The sequence below is a fragment of the Marinobacter salinus genome, assembly GCF_001854125.1.
GTDB lineage: Bacteria > Pseudomonadota > Gammaproteobacteria > Pseudomonadales > Oleiphilaceae > Marinobacter > Marinobacter salinus.
In genome coordinates, this window is record NZ_CP017715.1 from 1504469 (window position 1) to 1530709 (window position 26241).

Consider the following 26241-nt stretch of genomic DNA (forward strand, 5'->3'; position numbering starts at 1 on the left):
AGGACCACCGGTAAATGGAAGACGTCATACTCGTTGTTAACTGTGGCAGCTCATCGTTAAAGCTTGCCTTGTTTGACCAGCACCACCGAAGACGGACATCCGCCCTTGCTGACTCTCTTAACACAGAGGATGCATTTGCCCGGATAGATGGCGTGGAAGAGAAGGTTGCCCTCCCCTCCAGCGCCTCCCATCGGGAAGCCCTTGAGGCGCTGGTCTCCCGGTTCCGGGACCTGGGCCTGATGACATCGGAGCCCCGGGCCATCGGCCATCGCGTGGTTCATGGTGGTGAAGCCTTCAAGGAAGCGACAGTCATCGACGACTCTGCACTCCGTTCAATTCAGGCCTGTGCCGGGCTCGCTCCACTGCATAACCCGGTAAACCTTTCAGGCATCGCAGCAACCCGATTGATGTTTCCAGCCGTGCCCCAGGTGGCGGTCTTCGACACGGCATATCACCAGACACTGCCTCAAAGGGCCTACCTCTATGCCCTTCCGGAAGCCTGGTACCGCGAGTGGGGGGTCAGACGATACGGTTTCCATGGAACCAGCCATTATTTCATGGCTCTCGAAGCCGCCAGGTTACTGAATCGAACTCTGGCAACCACATCGGTCATTTCCGCACATCTTGGCAACGGCTGCAGTATTGCTGCTATTCGTGACGGTATCAGTGTTGATACCAGCATGGGGCTCACGCCACTGGAGGGCCTGGTTATGGGCACCCGTAGCGGCGATGTGGATCCGGGAATTTTCGACTTCCTCAGTACCAAGGGGCTTTGTACTGAGGAGGTCCACCAGGCCCTGAATCACCAAAGCGGGCTTCTCGGTGTTTCCGGGCAAACCAATGACATGCGCTCGCTCTGTGAACTCGCTGATCACGGCCATAAGCCGTCTGCATTGGCCATAGACATCTTCTGCTTCCGGCTTGCAAAATATGTAGGGGCAATGATGGCGTCACTCAGTCAGCTCGACGCACTGGTGTTTACAGGTGGTATTGGAGAGAACAGTGCCAGAGTCCGTCAGAAAACGGTGGAGCATCTTCATCTAATGGGCTTTAAAATCAGAGCCGATTTTAACGAAGCCAATGGTCAGTACACCGATGGCCACATTGAAGACAACGGCTCCCGCTTTGCGATCCTCGTAATCCCTACCGATGAAGAGCTGGTAATCGCCAGGGAAGCCTCCCGACTTTCAGGCGGCACAGGAGCGGGGTAACCACACTGTAATTCCGGAAACTTGATATGGCTAAAAGTCTTTTTATTGCACCAACATCCATGGATTCAGGACTCACGTCTGTGTGCCTCGGCCTGTTACGCGCCCTGGAGCGAGTGGGCGTCAGCGTTGGCTTCTACAAACCCTTCCGGCAGTCAGTTCACCACGGTGAATCATCACACAACGAAGGCAACGATTCCTCAGTGGAGTTTGTCCGCACCCGTAGTCACCTGGATCCACCCGCCCCCATCCCTCTCAGGGAAGCCCAGCAGCTACTCAATCGCGGAAACTCGGATTTGCTGATGGAAAATGTCGTAGGTGAATACCAGAGGGTGGCCAAGGATGTCGATGTTGTTGTTATTGAGGGGTTAGTACCTGATCGAAGCGAAGCGTACATTGCCCGGCTGAATGTCGAGGTCGCTCGAAATCTGGGCTCCGAGGTCATTCTCGTCAGCACACCCAAGATGAGTCAGCCTGCCGAAGTAGACGACGAGCTGGATTTTTCTTCAAGACTTTTCGCCAGCCCATCCGACCCCGATGTCATTGCAGTTATTCTGAACAAGGTGGGCGAGCCAGAAAAATCCGGGTTGTCTCTTCAGAACGTTGCAGGGCCGGTTTGGAGTCCTGCCAACTACCGGAAGGAATGCCGGGTTTTCAGGGAGCAACGCTTCCACCTATTGGCTGAAATCCCATGGCAACCGGATCTTCTCGCCCCCAGGGTGTCAGACATAGTCCGAGAGCTGGGCGTCCATGTACTTCATGAAGGCCAGATGCTGACGCGACGTGTCCAGAACGTTTCCGTCTGCGCCCGAACTATACGAAACATGATCGAAACACTGAAGCCAGGCACCCTTATGGTCACACCGGGTGACCGGGAGGACATCATTGTCACCACGGCCGTCGCCGCGCTGAACGGTGTACCGCTAGCCGGGTTGATGCTGACCGGAGGGCTGACTCCGGACCCCCGGGTTATCGATATCTGTCGCCGGGCCCTGGACACCGGGCTTCCGGTCCTCAGCTCCGGAACCAACACCTATGACACTGCGCACATGCTCGCAAACCTGTCTACCGCCATCCCCATTGATGACCCGGATCGCATTGAAAAAGCCATGGAGGCGGTCGCAACGCGAATCGACACGGACTGGCTTCAGGAGCACCTCAAAGTCCATCGCCAGCGCCGGCTTTCACCCCCGGCTTTTCGCTATCAGCTGTCAGAACGGGCACGCGCCGCCAACAAGCGCATTGTTCTTCCAGAAGGATGCGAGCCTCGCACCATTCATGCCGCCATTATCTGCCAACAACGCAGCCTCGCCCGTTGCGTGCTGATTGGTAATCCTGACGAAATATTCAGTGTCGCCAGATCTCAGGGACTGAACCTGCCAGAAGATATAGAAATTATCGATCCGGCGAGGGTTCGGCGAAAGTATGTCGCCCCGATGGTTGATCTGCGGAAACACAAGGGCCTGGCACCCGATATGGCAGAAGCCATGCTCGAGGATAACGTCGTGCTGGGCACCATGATGGTTGCCAGAGACGAAGCGGATGGCCTGGTCTCAGGTGCGATTCACACGACAGCCAACACCGTTCGCCCTGCCCTACAACTGATCAAAACCCATGATCAGGCAAAAGTCGTTTCTTCGGTCTTCTTCATGCTCCTGCCACAACAAGTGGTCGTCTATGGCGATTGCGCGATCAACCCCGATCCCAATGCCGAAGAGCTTGCGGATATTGCTATTCAGAGCGCCCAGTCCGCAGAAGCTTTCGGAATTGAACCAGTGGTGGCGATGATCAGCTACAGTACGGGCGAGTCCGGATCTGGTCAGGATGTGGAAAAGGTTCGGGAAGCAACCCGCATTGCCAGGGAAAGGCGCCCGGATCTTCTGATTGACGGCCCCCTTCAATACGACGCCGCCTCTATCGAAAGCGTCGCCCGAAGCAAGGCACCCAACAGCAAGGTAGCTGGCAAGGCAACGGTCTTTGTCTTTCCCGATCTTAATACCGGAAACACGACCTATAAAGCGGTGCAGCGGAGCGCCAACGTGGTCAGCATCGGGCCGATGCTGCAGGGCCTGAGAAAGCCGGTGAACGATCTTTCCCGGGGGGCACTCGTTGAGGATATTGTGTTTACCATCGCGCTGACAGCCGTTCAGGCGAAACAGGTGCAAGATGCGGGGCTGGCCTGAGCCAGTCCGCTGTTCTGCCAACACGGCGCCCTACTAGCGTTTAAGGCTTTTCTGCCTGGTTTTCTTAACCTTCCTGCCCTTTTTCAGATCATTGTCCTTCTTCACCTTCTGCCGCGGTGTAAGTCGGTCGACCTTGGTTGCGAACGGGTTTTCACCTGACTTGAATTCGAACCGGATCGGTGAACCGGTGACCTTCAGTACCTTACGGAAGGTGTTTTCCAGATACCGCTTGTAAGAACCGGGGAGCGCATCAACCTGATTGCCATGCACCACAATCACAGGCGGGTTCGAGCCGCCCTGGTGCGCATAGCGAAGCTTGATCCGGCGGCCCTGAACCATGGGAGGCTGATGCTGGGCAATGGCGTCCTGGAGGATAGCGGTCAGGCGGTTCGTCGGCCATTTTGCCATAGCCGACTCGTAACACGCCTGCACCGATTCGTACATAACGCCAACGCCGGATCCATGGAGCGCAGAGATGTAATGTTTGTCCGCATAATCCAGAAAATCGAGGCGCCGTCGGACCTGTTCTTTGACCTTTGCGCGCTCTTCCGGGTCCATGCCGTCCCATTTATTAACGGCAATGACGAGCGATCGGCCGGCATCAAGAACAAAACCGATGAGATGAAGATCCTGGTCAACCAGCCCCTCCCGCGCATCAATTACGAGAATCACCACATGCGCATCGTCGATGGCCTGCAGTGTCTTGATAATCGAGAACTTTTCGACCACTTCACGAACATTTTTGCGGCGACGAACACCCGCTGTATCGATCAGCGTGTATTGCTCGCCCTGCCGTTCGTACGGAATGTAAACGCTGTCACGCGTTGTGCCTGGCATGTCATAGACAACCACCCGGTCTTCGCCGAGCATGCGGTTAACGAGCGTCGACTTGCCTACGTTCGGACGACCGACCACGCCAATGCGAATCCCGGGATACTTCCCTGCCCGGTCTTCTTCCTCGCGCTCGTCTTCGGATGGCAGCAGCAGTTCCAGCATCGAGCGAATACCGCGATTATGAGATGCCGCAATGAGAAACGTCGAATCAAAACCCAGGCTATAAAAATCAGACGCTGCAATATCCGGGTCCTGACCATCGGTTTTGTTAACCACAAGGTGAGCCTGCTTGCCGGAGCGCCTCAGCTGATCCGCAATCAACTCATCACCTGCAGTCAGTCCCGCACGACCATCCACCATAAAGAGAACAATGTCTGCCTCTTCCACCGCCTGCAGCGACTGACGGGCCATCTCCGCGTCCAGTCCTTGCTCGTCACCGGTAAGGCCGCCGGTATCAATGACGATAAAACGCTGACCCTCGTATGTGCCCTCACCATACTTTCGGTCCCGGGTAAGGCCCGGAAAATCGGCGACCAGCGCGTCCCGGGATCGGGTCATCTGGTTGAAAAGCGTCGACTTGCCAACATTCGGGCGGCCGACAAGGGCAATAACTGGGGTCATAATAGTCCGCTACGTAAAAAGGAAAACAGCCCGGTCGTATGGCCGGGCTGGAAAAACATTCAGTCGATTGGCCGAATTCTGAGAACCGCCATTCTTCCACTGTTGCCGAAAACGAGCAGGTTACCATTGCTTAACCGCTGTGCAGCTACGCGTATACCCTCATCATCGAATTCCAGCTGCCCCTGCAGACTGCCGTCTTCGCGAGAGAGGATGTGCAGGTACCCTTCGTAATCACCGATCACAAGGTAATCATCGAAGATCATCGGCTGGGTTAGCTGGCGCCATGAAAGCCGATCCTGAGTCCAGAGCTCCCGGCGGTCGGAACCGCGCAAGGCGACGACGTCGCCATTCGCTGAAGCAAGATAGATATCGCCATCGCCGATCATTGGTGAGTAAAGGCTGGATGCCTTCCGGCTCCAGATTTCCTGCCCCGTGCGAATATCCACCAGTGCCAGCTTACCCTGATAGCCTACGACCAATATGGCGGAGTCGAGCACCAGCGGCTGGCCGGCAATGTCCACCAGGCGCTCCAGCTCTGTGCGCCCCTGTGGCTGACCGACCTCGTATTGCCAGAGCGGCTGACCGGACTCGGCAGACAACGCCATGATCTTACCGTTGGCAAAGGACGCGATAACCACGTCGCCACCCACGAGCGGAGCGGCGGCGGCTCGCATGGACAGAGCCGGAACGACACCATCATACTGCCAGCGCTTTTCGCCACTTTCGGCCTCGAAGGCCAGCACACGGCCGTCTGTCGTCTGGGCAACCACCAACTCGCCATTCGACTGAGGGGCTGCAAGAACTTCCGTGGGCAAGGAGGCACGCCAGAGCTCGCTGCCGTCGACCCGTGACAGTGCCAGCAGGTCCGCTTCCCGGGTTGCCAGGTACAGCTGGTCGCTATCACCAGCGACACCTGCAAAAATCCGGTCGTTGAGTTCAGTTTGCCAGACCACCTTGCCGTCTTCCGACTCAACAGCAACCAGCTCACCGTCGGCCGACGCCGCATAGATAACATCGCCGGTATTCAGGGGGCGAAGATACAGAAACTCACCATCATGGCCGTCACCGACGGACATGCTCCAGACCCGCTTGAATTCAACAGATTCATCGACATCTGGCAGTGGAGCCGGCTGCTCAAATGTATCCGTGGTACTGCAACCTGCAAGACCCAAAACGGACAACAAGCCGCCAATGAGGGCCAAACGTGCTAGCCTGTTGCGAGATCCCCGCATCAGGCATCCTCCCCAATGCCAAGATCGGAAAGTTTTAGCTCAAGGATCCCGCTGCGCCCCTGCTGTTGACTCTGCTCGCGAGCCGCGAGATACGCGTCACGAGCACCATCCTGATCGCCTTGAGCGAGCAGAATGTCGCCCTTAAGCTCTGAGAAAATCGCGGCGAAAGCTTCGGAGTCCGCAGCCCCATTGATGGTGGTAAGGGCGTCATCGTAACCGCCCGATGCAAACTGGGCACGCGCCAACCGACTACGCACAACCAGTGCCAGAGCCTGTTGCTCGCCCGCTTTTTCCAGTGCCCACTTCAGGGATTCAATCGCTGCCGGCGCATCACCGTCCGTCAGCTGCTGGCGTGCCAGGATCAGGTTGCCATACACGGCATAGGCGCTATCGGTGTAGTCCTCCCGAAGAGTGCTGGCTACAAAAGCAACGGTCTCAGCGCTGGTTTCATCAGCCTGATCACTAAACGCGTTCAGCAGGTTTCCAAATTGATTTGCCGCTTCGGCGCGTTGCTCCGCCTGATGGTTTTGCCAGGCCTGCCATCCGAAAACGATGGCCAGAGCAGCACCAATACCTATCAGCAATGAGCTTCCATTGTTTTTCCACCAGTCCTTGATCGCCTGAACCTGTTCCTCTTCGGTGCGCATTTCAGCCATGATGACTCCTGTAGTCGTGTTTTTGCTTTTGTGTACGTTGAATTAGTGTTTGAAGGCTTCTGACAGCACCGATGCCAACTCACTCTGGAGCACTTCCCGCTGGGGCTCATCGGCTCGCAGCGGCTTCAGGCCCACGGTCCCGTTCGCAAGCTCATTTTCGCCGAGGATAACCGCGTACCTCGCAGCACTTCGGTCAGCCTTTTTCATCTGGCTTTTAAAGCTGCCGCCGCCACAGTGAGATACCACAACACGATCCACCAGTGCCGACCGGAGGCTTTCGGCGAGTGCGAAAGCGGGCGCCATCGCGCTCTCCCCCATTGCGGTTACGTAGACATCCGCATTGTTGTTCACATGGTCCGGAATAACTTCCAGTGTCTCCAGCAGCAAAATGAGTCGCTCAACTCCCATGGCAAACCCAACGGCACAGGTCGGCTTACCGCCCAGTTGCTCAACCAGACCATCGTAACGGCCACCGGCGCAAACAGTTCCCTGGGCACCAAGGCTGTCAGTAATCCACTCAAACACGGTTTTTCCGTAATAATCGAGACCACGTACCAACGCAGGGTTCACTGTATAGTTAATGCCTGCGGCATCCAGCAGCTCCCGGAGGCGATCAAAGTGGATTCTCGATTCGTCATCGAGATAGTCGTCGAGGCTCGGGGCACCTTCGAGGATCTTGCGAGTAGAAGGATTCTTGCTGTCCAGAATTCTCAACGGATTGGTCTGCAGTCGACGCTGACTGTCGGCATCCAGCCCGGCCTTGTCCTGTTCCAGATAATCGACCAGTGCTTCGCGATAGGCCCTACGAGCCTCTGAAGTGCCGATAGAGTTGATCTCAAGACGGGTATGGCCTTCGAGGCCCAATTCCTTCCAGAGCCGGGCAGTAAGAATAAGAAGTTCCGCATCAATATCGGGACCGGCCATGCCGAAACATTCCACACCGATCTGATGAAACTGGCGATACCGTCCTTTCTGGGGGCGTTCATGGCGAAACATCGGGCCGGTATACCAGAGCCGACGGGTCTGATTAAACAGAAGACCATGCTCCTCCGCCGCCCGAACGCAGCCAGCGGTGCCTTCCGGCCGAAGTGTCAGGCTATCTCCGTTCCGGTCCTCGAAAGTGTACATTTCCTTTTCGACAATATCGGTCACTTCGCCGATGGACCGCTTGAACAGATCTGTCTGCTCGACAATAGGCATCCGGATTTCCTGGTAACCATACTGTGCCAGTACTTTCCGCACGGTGCTTTCAACAAACTGCCAAACCGGCGTCTGCTCTGGCAGGATATCGTTCATCCCGCGAATTGCCTGAATCTTAGCCAAGTTAAACCCTTAAACCTGTATCTTGAAAATTCGGTCGGAAAACCAGATGCCGTCAGCCGTCGGAACGGACAATGATGGCATCTTCCTGTTCCTTACGGCGGGCAACCTCTTCACGAATCAGACGTTCCAGATCATCCGTTAACGTCGTATTATCGAGTTTCTGATTTGGTTTGCCGGCCATATAAAACAGGTTCTTCGGGCTTCCGCCGGTGAGTCCGATATCCGCTTCTTTCGCCTCACCCGGACCATTGACCACGCACCCGATAATAGCGACATCCAGTGAGGTATTGACGTCTTCGAGGCGGGCTTCCAGATCATTCATCGTCTGGATAACATCAAAGTTCTGCCTTGAACAACTGGGACAGGCGATAAAATTAATACCGCGGCTACGCAGACGAAGACTCTTCAGGATGTCGTAACCGACCTTTATTTCCTGGACCGGATCCGCAGCCAGGGAAACGCGAATGGTATCGCCGATTCCGTCCATCAGGAGCATACCGAGCCCAATCGACGATTTCACCGTGCCTGAGCGGAACCCGCCTGCCTCAGTAATGCCAAGGTGGAGCGGCTGTTCGATCTGCGATGCAATCTTGCGATAAGCGGCAACCGTCATAAACACTTCCGAAGCCTTCAGACTGACCTTGAAATCGGGGAAATCGTGACGGTCGAGAATATCAATGTGGCGCATCGCCGACTCGACAAGTGCGTCTGCTGTCGGCTCGCCGTACTTTCGTTGAAGCTCCTTTTCAAGGGAGCCCGCGTTTACGCCAATACGAATGGGAATATTCCGATCCCGGGCGGCACTGATAACCGCACTGACGCGATCTTCACGTCCGATATTGCCCGGGTTGATACGCAAACAATCGACGCCCAGCTCCGCGACTCGCAAAGCGATCTTGTAATCAAAGTGGATGTCCGCAACCAACGGAAGAGAGACTTGCTGCCGGATTTTGCCAAAGGCCTCCGCAGCGTCCATATCCGGAACCGACACCCTTACTATATCCGCACCGGCATCCTGCAACGCATTCACCTGGCCGACAGTTGCCGCCACATCGCAGGTGTTCGTGTTGGTCATGCTCTGAACTGCAATCGGAGCACCACCGCCTACAGGTACATTGCCCACCATAATCTGGCGGGACTGGCGTCTTACGATCGGAGATTCCTGTTTCATTGCTTACTGACCAATATCGATAAAATCGTCAAAGTTTCAGATCGTCAGGGTAAATTCTGACCGGTTGTTTACGACCGGGTAGTCACCCATATCCACTGATTCCCCCTGAAAGCGAATAGAGCCCACGGCATCGACCGCACCAATCACTACCTTGAGGGGTAGCTGTCCGGATACTTCGACCTGGTCACCGTTCCGCTGGAGAGAGTTTACCAAACGAGTGCCTGAGGCATCGCTGACCTGAACCCAGCAATCATCGGTAAAGGTGATCAGCAGGCTCCCCTGGGCTGTGATCGCCACTGGCTCCCTCGGGTCCTCCACAACAGGCGCAGGTTCTTCAAGCACTGGCGGAACGTCCACCACCGGGTCACCCTCTTCGGCGGATGTCACCTCGGGTTCCAATTGAACTCCGGAATCTGGGACCTCCAGCGGATTTTCCCGAGTTACGCCCGGCTCCTCCCCGATCTCCAATGCCAAACCATTTGTATCCGGGCCATTTTCCATCGGTTCTTCCGACCCCTGCTGGCTCACCGAATCGCCAATTTCTTCACCGTCCTGCGGCTGAGCCGACTCCGGCATCACAGTCACGTCTTCTTTAGTGCTGTCCATTGGTAACATAAACGTAAAAGCCAGATATCCGGCCAAGGCTGCAACCACCAAAAGCAGAAGCAACTTCGCCATCCGACGCTTCCTGTGTCGCCGGCGTTCGATATCCACCAGCGGGTTCTCTTCGCGTTCCTGCTCCCGCTGTTTACGCAACGGCTCCAGTTCGTGGTCCAGGTCATTTATAACGGCATCGGCGTCAAGACCAACCTGCATCGCATAGGCCCTGACATAACCCTTCAGGAAGAGTTCACTATCAATCCTGGAATAATCGCCCTCTTCAATCGCCTGAATCACCACGGGCCGTAAATGCTGGGCGTCAGCAACGTCACTCACAGTCAGCGAGGCCTTCTCACGCGCACGCTTCAGCTGTTGCCCGACAGGATCATTCTTCACTGGCTGAGGATTATCATCATTGGCCATTAGAAATCAGCACCTTATATTGTTGGTATTCAACTGACTCCGGATAATTGTTCTTGAGTTGCAAGGCCAGGCTGGCCTCCTGATTGCGATCATTCAGGTGGCGGGCTATGCGAATTCCGGTCAACAGACTTTCCGGTGAGTGGCGCGCGCGCTCATTTCTCTGCATGATCGACGTGAGACGACCGTAGTAACGGGCTGCCGCGTCATAGTTTCCACGTTCAACAAGGACCCGGGATAATGCAAGTAAGGAGCGCGCATCTCCGCGGGAGAGCTCTACGGCCCGACGATAGGAGGTGGTAGCGTTCTCAAGCTCCCCCAGGCGCTCCTGAGTCATCCCCAGATTATAAAAAACAGACCCTCGATCCTTGTAATCCGTATCCCGTGATGCCGCTCGAAACTCATCCCGGGAGTCTTCAATTCTGCCCTGCCCATAAAGAAACGCACCATAATACACCCGTGCACGGGTGTATCCGGAGTCAGCGAAAATGGCACGCCTGAAACTGGCTTCTGCCAACTCGGCTTCGCCTTCAGCGTTTAACACCAACCCCATTGCAGCTCTCGCCGCAGGACTTTCCGGCGCAAGTTTCAGCGCGCGATCGAGGTGGTGCCGCGCTCGTTCAAGATTTCCCTGGCCAATATAGGCCGTGGCCAGCTGAACGTAATCATCCACCGCTTCCTGCTTGTCTGCCTCCCGAGAGAAACGGCTGTCGGTCGTCGTTACGCAACCTGTGACAAGAATGACGCCCAGAATCAGGGCTGCAACAGAAATACGCCTGTTCGCTGTTCTATACGTCACAGTCTTGCATTCCTCGCATCTGCTTGATTGGTGAGTCCGTTTCAGGGATTAACCTGCTGAACATCAATATAACGCTGGCTGCGGCGAGTTCTGTCTTCAACCCTGCCAACCAGCTGGCCACATGCGGCATCAATGTCATCGCCTCGGGTCGTTCGTATCGTCGCTATGTAGCCTGCTTCGTTCAACACGGTCTGAAAGCGACGGGTCGCGTTCATACTCGGCCGCCGAAAATCGCTTTCCGGGAACGGATTGAAGGGTATCAGATTGATCTTGCATGGCAGATCCCGCAACAACACCGCAAGCTCCCGTGCGTGTTCCGGCTGGTCATTCATTCCCTCAATGACTGTATATTCAATCGTTGCCTTGCGCTTGTCAGGCAAGCGCGCAAAATACCGTTTCGTCGCTGCGAGAAGCTCCGCGATCGGATATTTTTTATTAAGAGGGACCAGCTTGTTACGAAGCTCATCATTCGGGGCATGCAGGGAAATGGCCAGTGAAACATCGGTAACTTCCCCAAGGCGATCCAGCGCAGGGACAACGCCTGAAGTGCTCAGGGTTACCCGACGTTTGGAAATCCCATAAGCCAGGTCTTCCATCATGAGATTCATGGCATCGACTACGTTGTCGAAGTTGAGCAATGGCTCCCCCATGCCCATCATAACCACGTTGGTGATAGGTCTGTCAGGGCCTGGTTCAAAGGGCATGAATGCCTTACGCGCAACCCACACCTGGCCGATAACCTCTGCGGCCGTCAGGTTTCGGTTAAAGCCTCGCTTCCCGGTCGAACAGAACGTGCAGTCCAGGCTGCATCCAATCTGGGAAGAAACACACAGCGTCCCACGTTCCCCATCGGGAATGAGTACGGTCTCAACGCTGTTGCCATTGTCCATGCGCATCACCCACTTGCGAGTGCCGTCTTTGGACGTCTCATCGTAAACCACTTCCGGGCCACGGATTTCAGCTACTTGTTTGAGCTTGTCCCGTAAAGCCTTGCTCATATTGGTCATTTGATCGAAGTCATCCGCGCCCCGCTGATGAATCCACTGCAAAACCTGAGTGGCACGAAAACGCTTCTCTCCAAGGGATTCGAAGAAAGCCTCAAGTTTTGCTTTCGGCATCCCGAGAAGATTGGTTTTTTCAGCGGCCGCTGTCATTTTATAACCTCAATCAGATAACCAATACGGAGGCGATCAAGGATCGCCTCCGATCAACGCAATCAGCCGCGCGGGCAAATCTCGTTGTCATTAAAGAAATACGCAATTTCGCGCTCTGCGGAAGCAGCAGAATCTGAGCCATGCACAGCATTTGCGTCGATAGAAGAAGCGAAGTCGGCGCGGATGGTGCCTGCCTCGGCTTCTTTCGGATTTGTTGCACCCATCAGGTCACGATTTTTCAGGATGGCGCCCTCGCCTTCCAGAACCTGAACAACAACCGGACCAGACGTCATAAAGGCGACGAGGTCGTTGAAGAAGGGGCGCTCTTTGTGCTCGGCGTAGAAGCCTTCTGCCTGCTCTTGGGTCAGGTGCATCATTTTCGCAGCGACAATGTTCAGGCCGGCCTTTTCGAAGCGGCTGTAGATTTCGCCGATCACATTCTTCGCAACAGCGTCGGGCTTGATAATAGAGAGCGTGCGCTCATTTGCCATGGTCTTTCTCCAGTCAGGTTCGGGTTAAAATTCTGGCCTGCGATTATACGCAGTCCGGGGCCAACTGCCTACCGCACTGCACGAAGGCGACTAACAACATCAACAATTTGCGAGCTGGCGAAGGCGACCTCTTCTTTCGTTGTGAACCGCCCGAACGAAAACCTGAGCGCTCTGTGGGCCTGTTCATCACTTAAACCAATCCCGCGAAGGACATAGGAGGGCTCGATCGTAGCGGACGCACAGGCAGAACCCGATGAAACCGCAAGGTCCCTGAGACCCAGCATAAGCGACTCGGCGTCAACGCCGTCAAAGGAAAGATTCAGAATGCCCGGCACCCGGCAATCCTGGCTTCCATTAACGGTGACCCCTGAAAGCCCTTCAATGCCCGACATAAAGGTTTCCCGCAAGTTTTCAAGCTCAGCCATTTCCGCTTCCAGCCCATCCTGTGCCAGAAGGAAAGCCTTACCCATACCCACGATTTGATGGGTCGGCAAAGTACCTGAGCGCATCCCCCGCTCGTGCCCGCCGCCATGGATCTGCGCCTCAATACGGACATCCGGTGAACGACGGACGTAAAGTGCGCCAACTCCTTTCGGCCCATATACTTTGTGACCGGACAGGGCCATCAGGTCCACCGGCATCCGACTCACATCCACCGGCATTTTACCTGCGGCCTGCGCAGCATCGACGTGAAAAAGCACCCCATGCTCACGCAATAACCGGCCAATTTCGGCAATCTCGTTGATACAACCCAGCTCGTTATTGACCAGCATCAGACTGACCAGAACGGTATTTTCCCGCAGCGCCTCCAGAACCTGCCCGGCACGGATTCGCCCTTCACGGTCCGGAGCCAGCCAGGTCACTTCAACGCCGTGCTGCTCAAGCCACTTGCAGGTATCGAGAACCGCCTTGTGCTCAATGGACGAGGTGACCACATGCACACCGGTCCGTCCAGCCACAACACCTTTAATGGCGAGGTTATCGGCCTCAGTCGCACCCGATGTCCAGACAATTTCTCTCGGATCAGCGTGAACCAGGCTGGCCACCTGCCGGCGCGCAGTTTCCACAGCGGCTTCCGCCTGCCAGCCGAAAGCATGGGTTCGCGATGCGGGATTGCCAAAAATGCCGTCAGGCGTGAGGTACTTGATCATTTCTTCAGCGACAGACGGATCAACAGGCGTCGTCGCCGCATAGTCCAGATATACGGGCTTTTTCATGGTATCAAGGGATATTGTGTCAGGCCGGCGCCTGATCGGACAGGCGTTCGGTATTAATCGTTTCAGAACCGTCATCAGACTGACGCCGGTTCTGGCGGTCCGCAACCTGGCGGATTTCGTGCTTTCTCATCAGGTCACCAAGACTGATTTCGCTCAGGAACTGATGAATCTGGTCACTCAGATCAGACCACAGGTGGTGAGTCAGGCACTTTTCTCCCTTCTGGCAGTCGCCCTTGTTTCCGCATCGCGTGGTATCAAGAGACTCACTGACAGCATCGACGACTTCCGCAATGTAAACCTCTCCAGCGATACGACTCAGGCGATAGCCTCCGCCGGGCCCGCGAACACTGACAACGAGATTCCTTCGGCGGAGACGGGAGAAAAGCTGCTCCAGGTAGGATAGTGATATTTCCTGTCGGGCTGAAATATCAGCAAGACTCACCGGGCCCTGGTCTCCGTGCAGAGCCAAGTCCAGCATTGCCGTGACGGCGTAGCGGCCTTTGGTGGTCAACTTCATACAATCAGCCCCATGATGGGATTGAATCTAATTTCACAGACGCGAGTATGAATTGACCTACTATTTCAGTCAAGTATTCAGCCTCGTGTCTCTTCGCTCTCGTCCCGGACGCAGTCAAAATCCTCCTCATGGAGCGGCGGGAGCGCACCGTTCTGGTATTCACTGTTCACCTTACGAATGGCCTTGCACATGTTCTCAATACGATCATCAACAGCGTGCATGTGGTCCAGCAATGAACGCATGGCGCGAGCAACCGGGTCAGGCATTTCTTCGGTTACACCATAGGCATCGAAGCCCATCCGCTCTTCCATCTCCTTACGACGCACATCATCGTCTTCGGTTTTGCGCTTGACAATAATCCGCCCCGGGATACCGACAACAGTTGCTCCGGCAGGAACCGCTTTGGTGACCACAGAGTTCGAACCCACTTTGGCGCCCTCTCCCACCTCAAACGGGCCAAGAATTTTGGCCCCGGCGCCGACGACTACACCATTACCGATCGTTGGGTGCCGCTTACCCTTGTTCCAGCTCGTCCCGCCCAGGGTCACGCCCTGGTAAAGGGTAACATCATCGCCAATCACAGTGGTCTCACCAATCACTACGCCCATGCCATGATCGATAAAAAAGCGCCGACCAATCGTCGCTCCCGGATGAATCTCAACGCCGGTCAACCACCTCGCAACTGTCGAGATTGTGCGGGCCAGCCATTTCAGCCCCATCCGCCATAGCCGGTGGGCAAACCGGTGAAACAACAAGGCATGCAGCCCCGGGTAATTGGTCAAAACCTCGAACGTATTCCTGGCCGCCGGATCCCGGTGAAAAACGCTCTTAATGTCTTCCCTCAAACGCTCAAACATGGCCATTTTCCTGTCCCGTCGCCTTCGCATCGGCATCGGTTGGTTTACGGTTGCCGCTGGCACCAACCGCTTTCTGCACTGCGGTCAGTATGCCCCTGAGAATGTTAATCTCCATCTGATCCAGTCTCGCGCGCTGAAACAGCCGCCGCAAGCGGGTCATCAGCTGACGAGGGTTGTCTCGTCGGTGGAAATCCACATCCGTTAGCACCTGCTCAAGGTGCCCGAAAAAACCCTCGACATCGTTCACCGGAGCGGGAGGGATATCCCAGCCGGGATCTCCCGGTGCAGTCATGGGCTTTAAATATGGGCTCCCCGCCCCGGCTTCAAGACCGCGGAGATGATACATCCTCAACTCATAGCACATAACCTGAACAGCCATCGCCAGATTCAGGGAACTGTAGTCGGGGTTGGACGGTATATGGATATGGTAGTGGCAGCGCTGGAGCTCATCGTTGCTCAGACCATGATTTTCCCGACCAAACACCAGTGCCACATTTCCCTTCTCGGCATTCTGACAGGCGGCTACCGCTGCCTCCGGCGGTGGGATCACCGGCCAGGGAACCTTGCGCCCACGCGCACTTGTGCCCATCACGAGTGTGCAGCCGGACAAGGCTTCATCCAGGGACGACACAACATTGGCCCGATCCAGGACATCCGACGCCCCGGCCGCTCGGGCGTATGACGCCTCATCGGGGAACGAATTCGGATTGACCAGCCAGAGATTGCCCAGCCCCATGTTTTTCATGGCTCGGGCCACTGCACCGATGTTACCCGAGTGCGACGTTTCAACCAGAACGATACGGATCTGATCCTGGAATGTGTCTATGCCCATCGGAAGTGCCGGTTTGTGCATCGTAAGCAGGTCCAAGCTGAATGAATAAGATCGCCCATGATACCAGAAACGATCCACCTCCCGCCTGTGCGGGAATGCCCTAATCCTTTGGTATCCGTGCTATTGCTAAGTCGAAAAACATACAAGCGGGGTCATCTTTTGCTATCATAGCCGGCCTTCACACACCCGGATAATGAACACTCAGATGCAACCAGCTATCAAAATGGCCCTTCGCGTAGCGCGTCAGGGGTCCGACTACCTGAAAGCACACTTCGAGCGACAGGAACCTTCCGGCAAGGACGACACAGAACGCCGCCGTCAGCTGGATCGGGTTGAGCAGTCTATTTACGACAATTTTGCGGAACAACTCGAAAAGGCCTACAAGGATCACAGCATCGCCGCTCTTAATGAGGCGAGCGCTGACACCAGCGAGAGAAGCTGGCACATTTTCCCGGTTCTGGGACGCGAGAACTTTCTCAGAGGCATCCCCGAATTTGCCCTGGCTCTGTCCCAGAAGAAAAACAACCGCACCGAGAACCTGCTGATCGTGAACCCGGTGACCGGCGAAGAGTATTCCGCCAGCCGTGGGCACGGCGCGGCCCTCAACAGCCGGAGGGTTCGTGCTTCGGACATCAAACAAACCAAAATGGCAGCCATCTCCAGCAACCTGCTCGATCAGGCCCGCAAGAGCGAGGATCCCCAGCTGTGGGGTGAAATGGCATCAGTACTCGCCCGCGAATCCGCCATGTTCCGGACATCCGGCTGCGTCGCACTGGACATTGCCCGGGTTTCTTCAGGCAGCCTGGATGCTGCGGTCATCTTTCGACCAGAAGCGGCGGACCTGGACCTCGGCGTCACCATCGCAATGGAGTCCGGCGCATTGACCGGTGATTTCTCGGGAAACCCCTCAACCGGCAATGCCCGTCAGTTGATTGTCGCCAACCCCAAGCTTTTCCGTGAAGTCCTGAAGGTACTGCACCCCTTCAGAGGTCGCCTGCCCCGCTGACCGACTGCGGTCCTTCGGGCATAAAAAAAACCGCCATCCCGAGGGAGTGGCGGTTTTTTTATGCCCACAGGTCTCTTTACATACGGTTCAGCCACTCCGGCGGCTGTTCCTCTTCTTCGCCATTGTCGGCACCTTCTTTCGCCGGAAGCATCAGGTCCTCGCGGGAAACACCAAACGCAACCAGCAAGCTTGCGGAAACGTAAATAGAGGAATAAGTACCCACGACGACACCGATAATCAGAGCCAACGAAAAGTTGTTAATCGCCTCGCCGCCAAACAGGTAAAGGGCGAGTAGAACAACGAGTGTTGTTCCGGAAGTGTTGATCGTACGGCTGATAGTCTGGTGAATCGAGGTATTAATGATGTCCCAGGAACTCCCGACACGCATCTTTCGGAAATTTTCACGGATCCGGTCCGACACGACAATGGTGTCGTTCAGGGAGTAACCAATAACCGCAAGCAACGCCGCCAGTACCGTAAGATCGAATGTCCATTGGAACAGGGCAAAAAACCCCAGAACAATGACGACATCGTGAGCCAGGGGCAACACCGATGCGATACCGAACTTGAACTGAAAGCGCATCCCGACATAAATCAGAACGACTGCGAGAGCGAGCAGTAAACCAAGGCCACTGTCTTCTTTTAACTCTTCGCCAACCTGAGAACCGATGAACTCGGAACTTATCAGTTCAAGCTCGTCACCACTCGCTGTCAGCGCACGGGTTACTTCCTCGCCAAGTTTATCATTGCCCGCTTCAGCAAGACGGACCAGGACAGTCGTGTCCGCACCGAAATTCTGCACGACAAATTGCTCATAGCCGGCCGCATCCAGGGTGGCCCGAATTTCACCAAGAGCGGGAGCCTCGACATACTCGAATTCGACCGACGTACCACCAGTGAAGTCCATACCCAGGTTAAGCCCGCGCACCGCAAGTAATACGACGGAAATAACCAGAAGCGTAATTGAGAGGATTGAAGCAACCTTCCTCAACCCCATAAAATCAAACGGTTTCTTATCGTGCTCAGACATTTGCGAGCTTCCCTCCGATCGACAGTTTCTCGATCTTGCGACCGCCATAAACAAGGTTCACGATGCTGCGACTGACCATCAACCCGGAGAACATTGAGGTGAGGATGCCCAGACACAGGGTTACGGCGAAGCCTTTGACCGGGCCGGAGCCCATGGCAAACAGGATTACCGCAACCAAAAGGGTCGTGATATTGGCATCGAAAATCGAGACAAACGCCCTTGAGTAGCCCGAATTGATTGCAGACTGAGGTGGTAGCCCGGACTTGAGCTCTTCTCTTATGCGCTCAAATATCAGTACGTTCGCATCCACAGCCATACCAACTGTCAGCACTATACCGGCGATACCCGGCAAGGTCAGTGTTGCGGAAAGTATGGACATACAGGCAATCAGTAACATGAGATTCAGTGTCAGTGCCACGTTGGCAATCAGACCGAAGCCCCGGTAATAAACCAACATGTAAAGAAGGACGAGGACAAAGCCCAGCAGCACTGACATCACACCAGCGTCGATATTCTTCTGACCAAGGCTTGGACCAATCGTCCGTTCCTGGACAAAGTACATCGGTGCCGCGAGGGCGCCGGCACGCAGCAACAACGCCAACTCTGCCGCCTCGGGAATCGAGTCAAGACCGGTAATCCGGAAACTGCTACCCAACGCAGACTGGATAGTCGCCAGGCTGATGATGCCTTTCTCAACGACCCGTTTGTCGACAGTCGTCATCTCACCATCGACCATGCGGTTTTCTGTTTCAGTGCGGAATTCAATAAAGAGTACCGCCATGCGACGACCAATGGCGTTACGAGTTGCACGGTTCATCTGGTCGCCACCGACGGAATCCATGGTGATATTCACCTGCGGCTGACCGTTCTCGTCAAATGCCTGCTGAGCATTCGCGACGTTATTGCCCGTCGTAATCACATCACGTTCCAGGCGGGCTGTCCGCTGGGGATTGTCACGGAAACCAAACTCTTCAACCTCGCCTGCCGGCGCGTCCTGACGCGCCTCCAGACGAAACTCCAGGTTCGCCGTAGCGCCAAGAACTCGCTTGGCCTGGGCCGTATCCTGCACACCGGGCAACTCGACGATGATCCGGTCAGCTCCCTGACGCTGAACCAGCGGTTCCGCTACACCAAGCTCATTAACCCGGTTGCGGATGGTGGTCAGGTTCTGCTCCAGCGCGTACTCCTGAATGGACTTAACTTCCGCCTCCGAAAGCGAGAGCACAATCTGGCGCTCCTCACCTTCCGTTCGCTCGTCCATCAGGAACTGGTTGTACTGCCCACGAATCAGATCGAAGGCCTCGGCACGAGATTCTTCGTCACGGAAGCTCAGGACAATCTGACGCTGCCCTTCGACATTGCCACCACGATAGCGAATACGCTCTTCCCGAAGATCACCCTTGATCTGACCCGAAAGCGCCTCCAGGCGCTGGTTAACCGCCGTCTCCATATCCACTTCCAACAGGAAATGGACACCACCACGCAGGTCGAGACCGAGCTTCATGGGTCCGGCACCGAGGCTCTTCAGCCAATCCGGAGTCGAGGGCGCCATATTCAATGCGACGAGGTACTCGTTACCCAGCACGGACTGAACGGCAGGCCGGGCCTGCAGTTGGCCTTCAGCAGTGGTAAGGCGAATCAGGGCATCCCGATCCTGAAGCGTGCTGCTTTTTACCTCTATACCCTCCGATTCCAAAGCCTTGACAGCCCGGTCCAGCACACCTTCGTTAACTTCTGTGCTGCTTCGGGCACCAGTAATCTGGATGGCATAATCGTCAGGGAAAAGGTTGGGTAAAGCGTAGATAAACCCGATCACAAGCGCGACCAGGATAACCAGGTTTTTCCAAAGCGGATACTTGTTCAGCATGGGATCCCTATTTAGCCGGCCAAAGGCCGGCCTTGGTGTTTCAGCCAGAAAGAATCAAACCGTCGGGTTACGGCCTCCGGCTCAGATGTCCTTCAGAGTTCCTTTGGGCAGAGCTGCAGCAACAGCAACCTTCTGCACCTTGATCTCAACGTTGTCAGCAATTTCAACAACAATAAAATCGTCGGTGACCTTGGTAATCTTGCCGGCAACGCCGCCGGAAGTAACGATCTCGTCGCCCTTGTTCAGGCCGGACATCAGGGCTTTATGCTCTTTGGCACGTTTGGATTGCGGACGCCAGATCAGGAAGTAGAAAATCAGGATAAAGCCGGCGAAGAAAATCACCTGCCCCATCACACCCATACCCTGGGCTGCAGCGTCTTGTGCCATCGCCAGCGTGGGCATGATTGCCATTAGGCCAGCTACGAGCAATTTAATCGATTTCATTGAATATCTCCGTTGGTTAAGCAATAAGTTCAGTCAGTGCTCATCGGCGGAGCTGTCTCGCCGCGAAGAGCATAGAAGTCGGTTACAAAGTCCGACAATGTACCTGCTTCAATGGCCCCACGCAATCCAGCCATGAGGTTCTGATAGAACCGCAGGTTATGAATGGTATTCAACTGGGAGCCGAGCATTTCTCCACATTTATCCAGATGATGCAGATAACTTCTCGAAAAATTCTTACACGTATAACAATCACAGCGCTCGTCCAGCGGCAACGTATCATGACGGTGACGGGCATTACGGATCTTGACGATTCCGGTCGACGTGAACAGGTAGCCATTCCGTGCGTTACGGGTTGGCATGACACAGTCAAACATATCAACACCACGACGCACCGCCTCAACGATATCCTCGGGCCGACCGACGCCCATCAGATAGCGCGGCTTGTCTTCGGGCATTCTGGGAGGAAGATGGTCCAGAATTCGGATCATGTCCTCCTTCGGCTCGCCTACGGACAGGCCACCGATGGCATAGCCGTCAAACCCGATCTCTGTCAGACCATCCAGCGACCGCTCACGAAGGTTCTCGTACATACCACCCTGAACGATCCCGAACAACGCCGCCGGGTTGCCCTGGTGGGCGTTTTTGCTACGCTCGGCCCAGCGCAGCGAAAGCTCCATGGAGTCCCTGGCCTGCTGCTCGGTGGCCGGGTAAGGCGTGCACTCGTCAAAGATCATGACAATGTCCGAACCCAGGTCACGCTGGACCTGAATGGCAATCTCCGGCGACAACTTGACCGGCGAGCCATCCACCGGGGACCTGAAGGTTACATCCTCCTCCGTGATTTTCCGCATCTCCCCGAGGCTGAATACCTGAAAACCGCCAGAATCGGTCAATATGGGCCCTTTCCACTGAGTGAAATCATGAAGATCGCCATGGGCCTTGATCACCTCGGTGCCTGGGCGAAGCATGAGGTGAAAGGTATTACCCAGAATGATCTCGGCACCAATCTCTTCAATATCCCGGGGCAGCATTCCCTTGACCGTACCGTAGGTGCCTACAGGCATAAACGCTGGTGTTTCGACCGATCCACGGGGAAAGGTCAACCGGCCCCGGCGGGCTCGGCCATCTTCTCCGAACTTTTCAAATGACATGAAACAGGACTCGGTCACACAGCCTCCCCGGCGTTATCTTGCTTGGAATCAGTAATAGGTTCGGAAGCACCAAGCAGCATTCCCCTGCTAGGCGCCTGACCGGTAATAAACATAGCGTCGCCATAACTGAAGAAACGGTATTCTTCGGCAACGGCCGCCCGGTATGCATTCATGACATTCTCATAACCGGCAAACGCGCTTACCAGCATGATCAGCGTCGACTCGGGCAAGTGAAAATTCGTTACCAGCGCATCAACGGTTTCGAAACGGTAGCCCGGACTGATAAAGATGTCTGTTTCACCGCGAAATGCCCGCAGGCGACCTCCCCTGCTTGCAGACTCCAGGGAGCGAACGGAGGTTGTCCCTACGGCAACAACCCGGCCGCCCCGAGCCCTTGTCCGCTCGACGGCATCAACAGCATCCTGGGGCACATGCACCACTTCGCTGTGCATGACATGATCTTCTATACGGTCAACACGAACCGGCTGAAACGTTCCGGCACCTACATGCAGCGTAACGAACGTGGTCTCAACGCCCATTTCCCGGAGATGTTCAAGAAGCTTCTCGTCAAAGTGCAGGCCCGCCGTTGGTGCGGCAACCGCACCAGCCTCTTTTGCATAGACTGTTTGATAACGCTCACGATCGGAGCCTTCATCAGGGCGATCCACATAGGGCGGCAAAGGCATGTGCCCAATACGCTCGAGTACATCCAGAACCGGCTCGGAGGATTCGCAAACCAGATGAAACAATGCCTCGTCCCGACCCGTCATCCGCATGACCGTGCCATCTTCAAGGATGACATTCTGCCCACTCCTGAGCGCTTTCGACGCACGAACATGGGCAGTAATCCCGTGCTCTCCGGTGACTCTCTCAACCAGAATTTCAATCTGGCCACCGGTTTCCTTTTTACCGAAAAGGCGGGCGGGGATGACCCGGGTATCGTTGAACACAAGAAGATCGCCGGACTGAAGCAAGTCAGTCAGATCGGTAAAATGGCGGTGAGCGGTGTCGCCGGAAAGGCCATTGAGACACAGGAGACGTGAAGCTGTCCGCTCAGGAAGCGGATAGCGGGCGATAAGCTCATCCGGTAGATCAAAATGAAAATCGGAGACATTCATGGAATGGACTATTCACGACAGAGCGGGAAAGAATGGTAGCGGCGGGCGGACTCGAACCGCCACGGGTTTTACCCCAACGGATTTTGAATCCGTCGTGTCTACCAATTTCACCACGCCGCCATCAGAAAGTGCTGGGGATTATACTGAGCTCTCCCGCGAAAGCAATACGGGCAGCGGACAGATCTGCCCCAGCCTTCAAATATTTAGAGTCTGTCAAACAATGATAGCTGGGATACCTGGGCGAAAGACTGTTGCGCGGCCTGCAAAACGAAGCTCTGGAAACTCAGATTACTGATCGCCTCGGCGTAGTCTACATCCTGCAATTCTGACCGAATCTCATTGGTGTACACCGACGAGTCTTCCAGAAAAGTCTTGGTGGACTCGACCGCGTTCATCCGCCCGCCGAGCTCCGTCTGCTTCAGAATAATACTTTCCTGGGCATTATCGAGATTGATCAGCGAATTGGCGATCAGGTCATCAAATTCCGCGTTGCCCAGGCTGTTGGTCTTATCAATGGACTCCAGACCGGCAATAAGATTTTCAATGGTTCCGAAAACGGACTGTTTTTCATTGATGTTCAACGTGTATACATCCCCGGCTCCCGGAACCGCATCGGTAATACTGGCCTCAACCCCGGCAACAACAAAGGTTTCTCCGCTTTGATACTGAGGAGGATCGACCGGCAAGGGAGCGCCACTGCTATCAAAAGCCAGAACATTCGGGGGCACACTGTTATCGACCTGAAGCGTAATGTCATCCGGAAATCCGCCGGAATAAGCCGCATTGAGCGCCGCCTCGTTAACTACCCTTACCCCGGATATAGACCCGCTGGTGGGGGAGGAAGGAACACTTCCGGTAACCGCCGCAGGCACATTGACGAAAATCCCTTTACCATGATCACTGATAGGCACAGTGACTCCGTCATCAATTTCCAGAACGCGCTGCCCCTCATCGCCCTGATACTGCCAGCTCCCGGTGGCGTCTTGCTGAAACGCCTGCACCGACCCCTGGAAACCGCTGAAAATATATTCGCCGGAGGCATCCCGGGTGTTCGCTACATTCGCCAGCTGACCGAGCCGTTCTTTCAATTCCGAAGCAATCGAGCGGCGATCGTTGGGAGCCAGCGACCCGTTACCTGCCTGCACGGTCAGTTCCCGGACCCGCTGAATAATATCAACAGAGCTTTCCAGCGCGCTCTCTTCCTGGTTCAGGCGGTTATCCGCCAGGTCCACATTGCGCTGGTATGTCTCGACGCGGGCCAGCTCCTGATCCAGTTTCAAAATCCGTGCAGCAGCCACAGGATCATCCGAGGGCTTGTTGACACGCTTGCCCGTGGAAATCTGTTGCTGAGTATTATTCAGGCTACTGTTCAACTCCTGAAGGCGGTTAATGCCACCGGAAAAAATCTGTTGCGATGAAATTCGAATCATCTCACATCACCTCACGCTGCCATCCCGACCGTTACCCGTTCCATTACCGGAAACTCTGTAACAGCGTATTGAATAAGTCCTGAGCCACCGACATAACCTGCGCAGACGCATTGTAGGCGGCCTGATACTGAATCAGCTTGCCGGCTTCCTCATCCAGGTTGACCCCGGATATGGCCTCTCGCTGATTGGTCGACTGCTCCAGAAGTGTTTTGCCGGCATCCATATCCAGTTGGCTCTGCCGGGTTTTGACACCGATATCCTCGACCAGGCCGGCATAACCCTCGGTAAAACTCTGGCTACCATTATTAAGCGTATTGGCCGTGCCTAACGCGGCAAGCAACTCCGCGTTACGGTTATCGGAAACGCCATTGGTGTTATATCCGATGGTAAAGGTGTCACCCACTGCTGGCTGTCCCGTTACCTTGAACTGAAACCCCTGATAGTCGGCACCGCTGGCAGGATTTTCGCTGAACAACTCATTAACCTGGCCTGCATTGTAAGGCTGGTTTGTCGCTCCGATTGCGGTGCCCGAGGAATCCGTTACCGTGAATGTCAGGCCAGTGGGGCCCCCAGACGCAAACGACACGGTCAAGGGCCCGTTACTGAGCGCCCCTGCAGTCTGAAACCCGGGCAAGAGCGAGTTGGTGAAGGGATTCCGGACATTCAGCATCGTGCCCTGGTCAATCTTGGCCGTTCCAATATTCTGATCACCCGACGAAGCCCGGACAGGGCTCGCAAAGGCAAGATCCTCTTCACGATTAACCACCAGAGCAATACTCTCGGCAGCATTTCGGCTTGGCTGAATCAGATACTTGTCGCCGGCATTGAAGGCACCCCCCTCAACGCGGATATTAAATCCGGGCATCGATATTTCTGATTGAACCGGATCCGGCAACCGGCCCTGATTGACGGTTTCTCCGGTTGACTTGTCAATGAGCTCAAAACTGCGACCATCACCGCTAAACTGAAGGGTGTAACTGCCTGCGGCCAGTTTGGCGCTATCGGTAATCTCCACAGCCAGCAGCCCGGTCTGGGGCAGCTGGTTATTGGCATTGGCGACTACCCGGCTGCGCTGCTCCGCTTCGGAGTTAATATCCGTGAAAAACAATCCGCCCAGATCGCCTTCCAGATCCATGCCAATCTCATGCTGGTGGTTCACGGTATCTGCCAGGGCAATGGCAATACGGCCCAGCTCATCGAAAGCCGGCTTCAGCGCTTCATTGTCGAACCGCAGCAGACCGCCGAGCTTACCACCAGTAATCTGCTCATCGACATTGAGTGTCCGCCCGCCATTGCTCAGCGTAAATTCAAGACGTGTCGGATCCTCCGCACTTTCCCGCGTGCCAAACTGGGCGGCGTTATTGCCAACCACCAGGGAGAGTCCGTTGGTCAGCGAGACGTTAACCTGACTACCCTCCGCCTCTGACACCTTGATACTGACCAGTTCCGATAGCTGTCGGAGCTTCTCATCCCGCTTGTCGAGTAACTCATTGGGCATCTGACCTTGAGCCAAACCCGGTGATTCCGAGATCGCAAGATTCAGTTCCGCAATGCTTTTGAGCAGCGTGTTGGCATCTTTGACACCCTGTTCCATCTGAGTCTTGACGGACTCACGCTGCTGAATAAATTCCTGATTCAATGCTTCGAATCGACTGACGATTTGCTGCGCCTCGCTCAGTACCAGCTGTCGCTGAGGCAACGATGTCGGGTCTTCGGCGGCGTTCTGCAGGCTGGCAAAGAAATTATTGAGGGCGGTACTCAGCCCGGTCGTCTCACCACCGAGCAGGTTATCAAGCCGGGTCAGTTCAGAGTTCAGGGTTTCCTGCTCTCTGGACAGGGTGCTGTCTTCCCTAACCTGTTGCACAAGGTATTCATTCGCGAGGCGACGAATATTGGTAACACTCACCCCACTGCCAATGGTCCCTGCCCCGGTGCGCTGGCCTTCCTGGGTATCGAACTGGACCTCCTGACGGCTATACCCGGGAGTATTGGCGTTGGTAATGTTGTTTCCGGTGGTGTTCAGTGCCGCCTGATGACTCAGGATGCCGGTAAGACCAATACCTATCAGCCCAGCCATAAC

Annotated in this window: 23 protein-coding genes and 1 tRNA gene; 3 read left to right on the top strand and 21 right to left on the bottom strand. The window is 55.4% G+C overall.

The annotated features are described in order from the left end of the window. The first annotated feature begins 14 nt into the window (after nucleotides 1–14). Both BKP64_RS06835 and pta read left to right on the top strand, forming a co-directional pair. Nucleotides 15–1211, top strand: coding sequence for an acetate kinase (locus tag BKP64_RS06835; RefSeq protein WP_070967714.1), 1197 nt, complete (start codon nucleotides 15–17; stop codon nucleotides 1209–1211). 26 nt (nucleotides 1212–1237) lie between these two features. Next, entirely contained in the window at nucleotides 1238–3391 is a 2154-nt protein-coding gene (pta, locus tag BKP64_RS06840; protein WP_070967717.1) for a phosphate acetyltransferase, read from the top strand. Between the two features lie 33 nt (nucleotides 3392–3424). Here the strand turns inward: pta and der are convergent, their stop codons facing one another. The 13 genes from der to trmJ form a co-directional block, all read right to left on the bottom strand. Then, nucleotides 3425–4846 (bottom strand): ribosome biogenesis GTPase Der, encoded by a 1422-nt coding sequence (gene der / locus BKP64_RS06845; protein WP_070967720.1) that lies wholly within the window; start codon nucleotides 4844–4846, stop codon nucleotides 3425–3427. 59 nt (nucleotides 4847–4905) lie between these two features. Beyond that, a complete protein-coding gene (gene bamB / locus BKP64_RS06850; RefSeq protein WP_227515527.1) occupies nucleotides 4906–6048 on the bottom strand; it encodes an outer membrane protein assembly factor BamB in 1143 nt (380 codons plus the stop codon). A 29-nt stretch (nucleotides 6049–6077) separates the two neighbouring features. Then, nucleotides 6078–6734: a YfgM family protein gene (locus tag BKP64_RS06855; RefSeq protein WP_070967724.1), complete on the bottom strand. Its 657-nt coding sequence runs from the start codon at nucleotides 6732–6734 to the stop codon at nucleotides 6078–6080. Nucleotides 6735–6776: 42 nt separating this feature from the next. After that, on the bottom strand, nucleotides 6777–8057 hold the full coding sequence (gene hisS / locus BKP64_RS06860; RefSeq protein WP_083329174.1) for a histidine--tRNA ligase: 1281 nt from the start codon (nucleotides 8055–8057) through the stop codon (nucleotides 6777–6779). A gap of 52 nt (nucleotides 8058–8109) precedes the next feature. Continuing rightward, nucleotides 8110–9228: a flavodoxin-dependent (E)-4-hydroxy-3-methylbut-2-enyl-diphosphate synthase gene (gene ispG / locus BKP64_RS06865; protein WP_070967729.1), complete on the bottom strand. Its 1119-nt coding sequence runs from the start codon at nucleotides 9226–9228 to the stop codon at nucleotides 8110–8112. 36 nt (nucleotides 9229–9264) lie between these two features. Continuing rightward, nucleotides 9265–10251, bottom strand: coding sequence for a RodZ domain-containing protein (locus tag BKP64_RS06870; protein WP_070967731.1), 987 nt, complete (start codon nucleotides 10249–10251; stop codon nucleotides 9265–9267). Beyond that, nucleotides 10241–11047 carry a type IV pilus biogenesis/stability protein PilW gene (gene pilW, locus BKP64_RS06875; RefSeq protein ID WP_227515528.1) on the bottom strand — a complete coding sequence of 269 codons (807 nt, stop codon included), beginning with the start codon at nucleotides 11045–11047 and terminating at the stop codon, nucleotides 10241–10243. Before pilW ends, BKP64_RS06870 begins: the two co-directional genes overlap by 11 nt. A gap of 41 nt (nucleotides 11048–11088) precedes the next feature. Beyond that, on the bottom strand, nucleotides 11089–12201 hold the full coding sequence (rlmN, locus tag BKP64_RS06880; protein WP_070967733.1) for a dual-specificity RNA methyltransferase RlmN: 1113 nt from the start codon (nucleotides 12199–12201) through the stop codon (nucleotides 11089–11091). A gap of 62 nt (nucleotides 12202–12263) precedes the next feature. After that, nucleotides 12264–12692, bottom strand: a complete 429-nt coding sequence (gene ndk, locus BKP64_RS06885; RefSeq protein WP_070967734.1) for a nucleoside-diphosphate kinase — start codon at nucleotides 12690–12692, stop codon at nucleotides 12264–12266. A 68-nt stretch (nucleotides 12693–12760) separates the two neighbouring features. After that, on the bottom strand, nucleotides 12761–13909 hold the full coding sequence (locus BKP64_RS06890; protein WP_070967736.1) for an IscS subfamily cysteine desulfurase: 1149 nt from the start codon (nucleotides 13907–13909) through the stop codon (nucleotides 12761–12763). Between the two features lie 19 nt (nucleotides 13910–13928). Continuing rightward, nucleotides 13929–14426 (bottom strand): Rrf2 family transcriptional regulator, encoded by a 498-nt coding sequence (locus tag BKP64_RS06895; protein ID WP_070967739.1) that lies wholly within the window; start codon nucleotides 14424–14426, stop codon nucleotides 13929–13931. 77 nt (nucleotides 14427–14503) lie between these two features. Further along, a complete protein-coding gene (gene cysE, locus BKP64_RS06900; RefSeq protein ID WP_070967742.1) occupies nucleotides 14504–15283 on the bottom strand; it encodes a serine O-acetyltransferase in 780 nt (259 codons plus the stop codon). Then, nucleotides 15276–16136 (bottom strand): tRNA (cytosine(32)/uridine(32)-2'-O)-methyltransferase TrmJ, encoded by an 861-nt coding sequence (gene trmJ, locus BKP64_RS06905; protein WP_083329290.1) that lies wholly within the window; start codon nucleotides 16134–16136, stop codon nucleotides 15276–15278. Before trmJ ends, cysE begins: the two co-directional genes overlap by 8 nt. A gap of 184 nt (nucleotides 16137–16320) precedes the next feature. Between trmJ and BKP64_RS06910 the strand changes: the two genes are divergently transcribed. Further along, nucleotides 16321–17121 (top strand): inositol monophosphatase family protein, encoded by an 801-nt coding sequence (locus BKP64_RS06910; protein WP_070967749.1) that lies wholly within the window; start codon nucleotides 16321–16323, stop codon nucleotides 17119–17121. Nucleotides 17122–17197: 76 nt separating this feature from the next. Here BKP64_RS06910 and secF read toward each other — a convergent pair whose 3' ends face one another. From secF to flgK, 8 genes are all read right to left on the bottom strand, one after another. After that, nucleotides 17198–18151 carry a protein translocase subunit SecF gene (gene secF, locus BKP64_RS06915; RefSeq protein WP_070967753.1) on the bottom strand — a complete coding sequence of 318 codons (954 nt, stop codon included), beginning with the start codon at nucleotides 18149–18151 and terminating at the stop codon, nucleotides 17198–17200. After that, nucleotides 18144–20018 carry a protein translocase subunit SecD gene (gene secD / locus BKP64_RS06920; protein WP_070967756.1) on the bottom strand — a complete coding sequence of 625 codons (1875 nt, stop codon included), beginning with the start codon at nucleotides 20016–20018 and terminating at the stop codon, nucleotides 18144–18146. Before secD ends, secF begins: the two co-directional genes overlap by 8 nt. 81 nt (nucleotides 20019–20099) lie before the next feature. Continuing rightward, the gene (gene yajC, locus BKP64_RS06925) at nucleotides 20100–20462 is read right to left on the bottom strand and encodes a preprotein translocase subunit YajC (protein ID WP_070967759.1); all 363 of its coding nucleotides are present in this window, start codon (nucleotides 20460–20462) and stop codon (nucleotides 20100–20102) included. Nucleotides 20463–20491: 29 nt separating this feature from the next. Then, the gene (gene tgt, locus BKP64_RS06930; protein WP_070973592.1) at nucleotides 20492–21613 is read right to left on the bottom strand and encodes a tRNA guanosine(34) transglycosylase Tgt; all 1122 of its coding nucleotides are present in this window, start codon (nucleotides 21611–21613) and stop codon (nucleotides 20492–20494) included. 14 nt (nucleotides 21614–21627) lie between these two features. Continuing rightward, the gene (queA, locus tag BKP64_RS06935; protein WP_070967762.1) at nucleotides 21628–22731 is read right to left on the bottom strand and encodes a tRNA preQ1(34) S-adenosylmethionine ribosyltransferase-isomerase QueA; all 1104 of its coding nucleotides are present in this window, start codon (nucleotides 22729–22731) and stop codon (nucleotides 21628–21630) included. Nucleotides 22732–22764: 33 nt separating this feature from the next. Further along, nucleotides 22765–22851: transfer RNA gene (locus BKP64_RS06940), tRNA-Leu, on the bottom strand. A gap of 83 nt (nucleotides 22852–22934) precedes the next feature. Then, complete coding sequence (flgL, locus tag BKP64_RS06945) at nucleotides 22935–24161, bottom strand: flagellar hook-associated protein FlgL (RefSeq protein ID WP_070967765.1); 1227 nt, start codon at nucleotides 24159–24161, stop codon at nucleotides 22935–22937. A 43-nt stretch (nucleotides 24162–24204) separates the two neighbouring features. Then, nucleotides 24205–26238 carry a flagellar hook-associated protein FlgK gene (gene flgK, locus BKP64_RS06950; RefSeq protein WP_070967768.1) on the bottom strand — a complete coding sequence of 678 codons (2034 nt, stop codon included), beginning with the start codon at nucleotides 26236–26238 and terminating at the stop codon, nucleotides 24205–24207. Nucleotides 26239–26241 lie beyond the last annotated feature (3 nt).

Coding starts and splice junctions, on each gene's coding strand:
- BKP64_RS06835 (WP_070967714.1), top strand. CDS start 15: ATGGAAGACGTCATACTCGTTGTTAACTGTGGCAGCTCATCGTTAAAG.
- pta (WP_070967717.1), top strand. CDS start 1,238: ATGGCTAAAAGTCTTTTTATTGCACCAACATCCATGGATTCAGGACTC.
- der (WP_070967720.1), bottom strand. CDS start 4,846: ATGACCCCAGTTATTGCCCTTGTCGGCCGCCCGAATGTTGGCAAGTCG.
- BKP64_RS06855 (WP_070967724.1), bottom strand. CDS start 6,734: ATGGCTGAAATGCGCACCGAAGAGGAACAGGTTCAGGCGATCAAGGAC.
- ispG (WP_070967729.1), bottom strand. CDS start 9,228: ATGAAACAGGAATCTCCGATCGTAAGACGCCAGTCCCGCCAGATTATG.
- BKP64_RS06870 (WP_070967731.1), bottom strand. CDS start 10,251: ATGGCCAATGATGATAATCCTCAGCCAGTGAAGAATGATCCTGTCGGG.
- rlmN (WP_070967733.1), bottom strand. CDS start 12,201: ATGACAGCGGCCGCTGAAAAAACCAATCTTCTCGGGATGCCGAAAGCA.
- ndk (WP_070967734.1), bottom strand. CDS start 12,692: ATGGCAAATGAGCGCACGCTCTCTATTATCAAGCCCGACGCTGTTGCG.
- BKP64_RS06890 (WP_070967736.1), bottom strand. CDS start 13,909: ATGAAAAAGCCCGTATATCTGGACTATGCGGCGACGACGCCTGTTGAT.
- BKP64_RS06895 (WP_070967739.1), bottom strand. CDS start 14,426: ATGAAGTTGACCACCAAAGGCCGCTACGCCGTCACGGCAATGCTGGAC.
- cysE (WP_070967742.1), bottom strand. CDS start 15,283: ATGTTTGAGCGTTTGAGGGAAGACATTAAGAGCGTTTTTCACCGGGAT.
- trmJ (WP_083329290.1), bottom strand. CDS start 16,136: ATGCACAAACCGGCACTTCCGATGGGCATAGACACATTCCAGGATCAG.
- BKP64_RS06910 (WP_070967749.1), top strand. CDS start 16,321: ATGCAACCAGCTATCAAAATGGCCCTTCGCGTAGCGCGTCAGGGGTCC.
- secF (WP_070967753.1), bottom strand. CDS start 18,151: ATGTCTGAGCACGATAAGAAACCGTTTGATTTTATGGGGTTGAGGAAG.
- secD (WP_070967756.1), bottom strand. CDS start 20,018: ATGCTGAACAAGTATCCGCTTTGGAAAAACCTGGTTATCCTGGTCGCG.
- yajC (WP_070967759.1), bottom strand. CDS start 20,462: ATGAAATCGATTAAATTGCTCGTAGCTGGCCTAATGGCAATCATGCCC.
- tgt (WP_070973592.1), bottom strand. CDS start 21,613: ATGTCATTTGAAAAGTTCGGAGAAGATGGCCGAGCCCGCCGGGGCCGG.
- queA (WP_070967762.1), bottom strand. CDS start 22,731: ATGAATGTCTCCGATTTTCATTTTGATCTACCGGATGAGCTTATCGCC.
- flgL (WP_070967765.1), bottom strand. CDS start 24,161: ATGATTCGAATTTCATCGCAACAGATTTTTTCCGGTGGCATTAACCGC.
- flgK (WP_070967768.1), bottom strand. CDS start 26,238: ATGGCTGGGCTGATAGGTATTGGTCTTACCGGCATCCTGAGTCATCAG.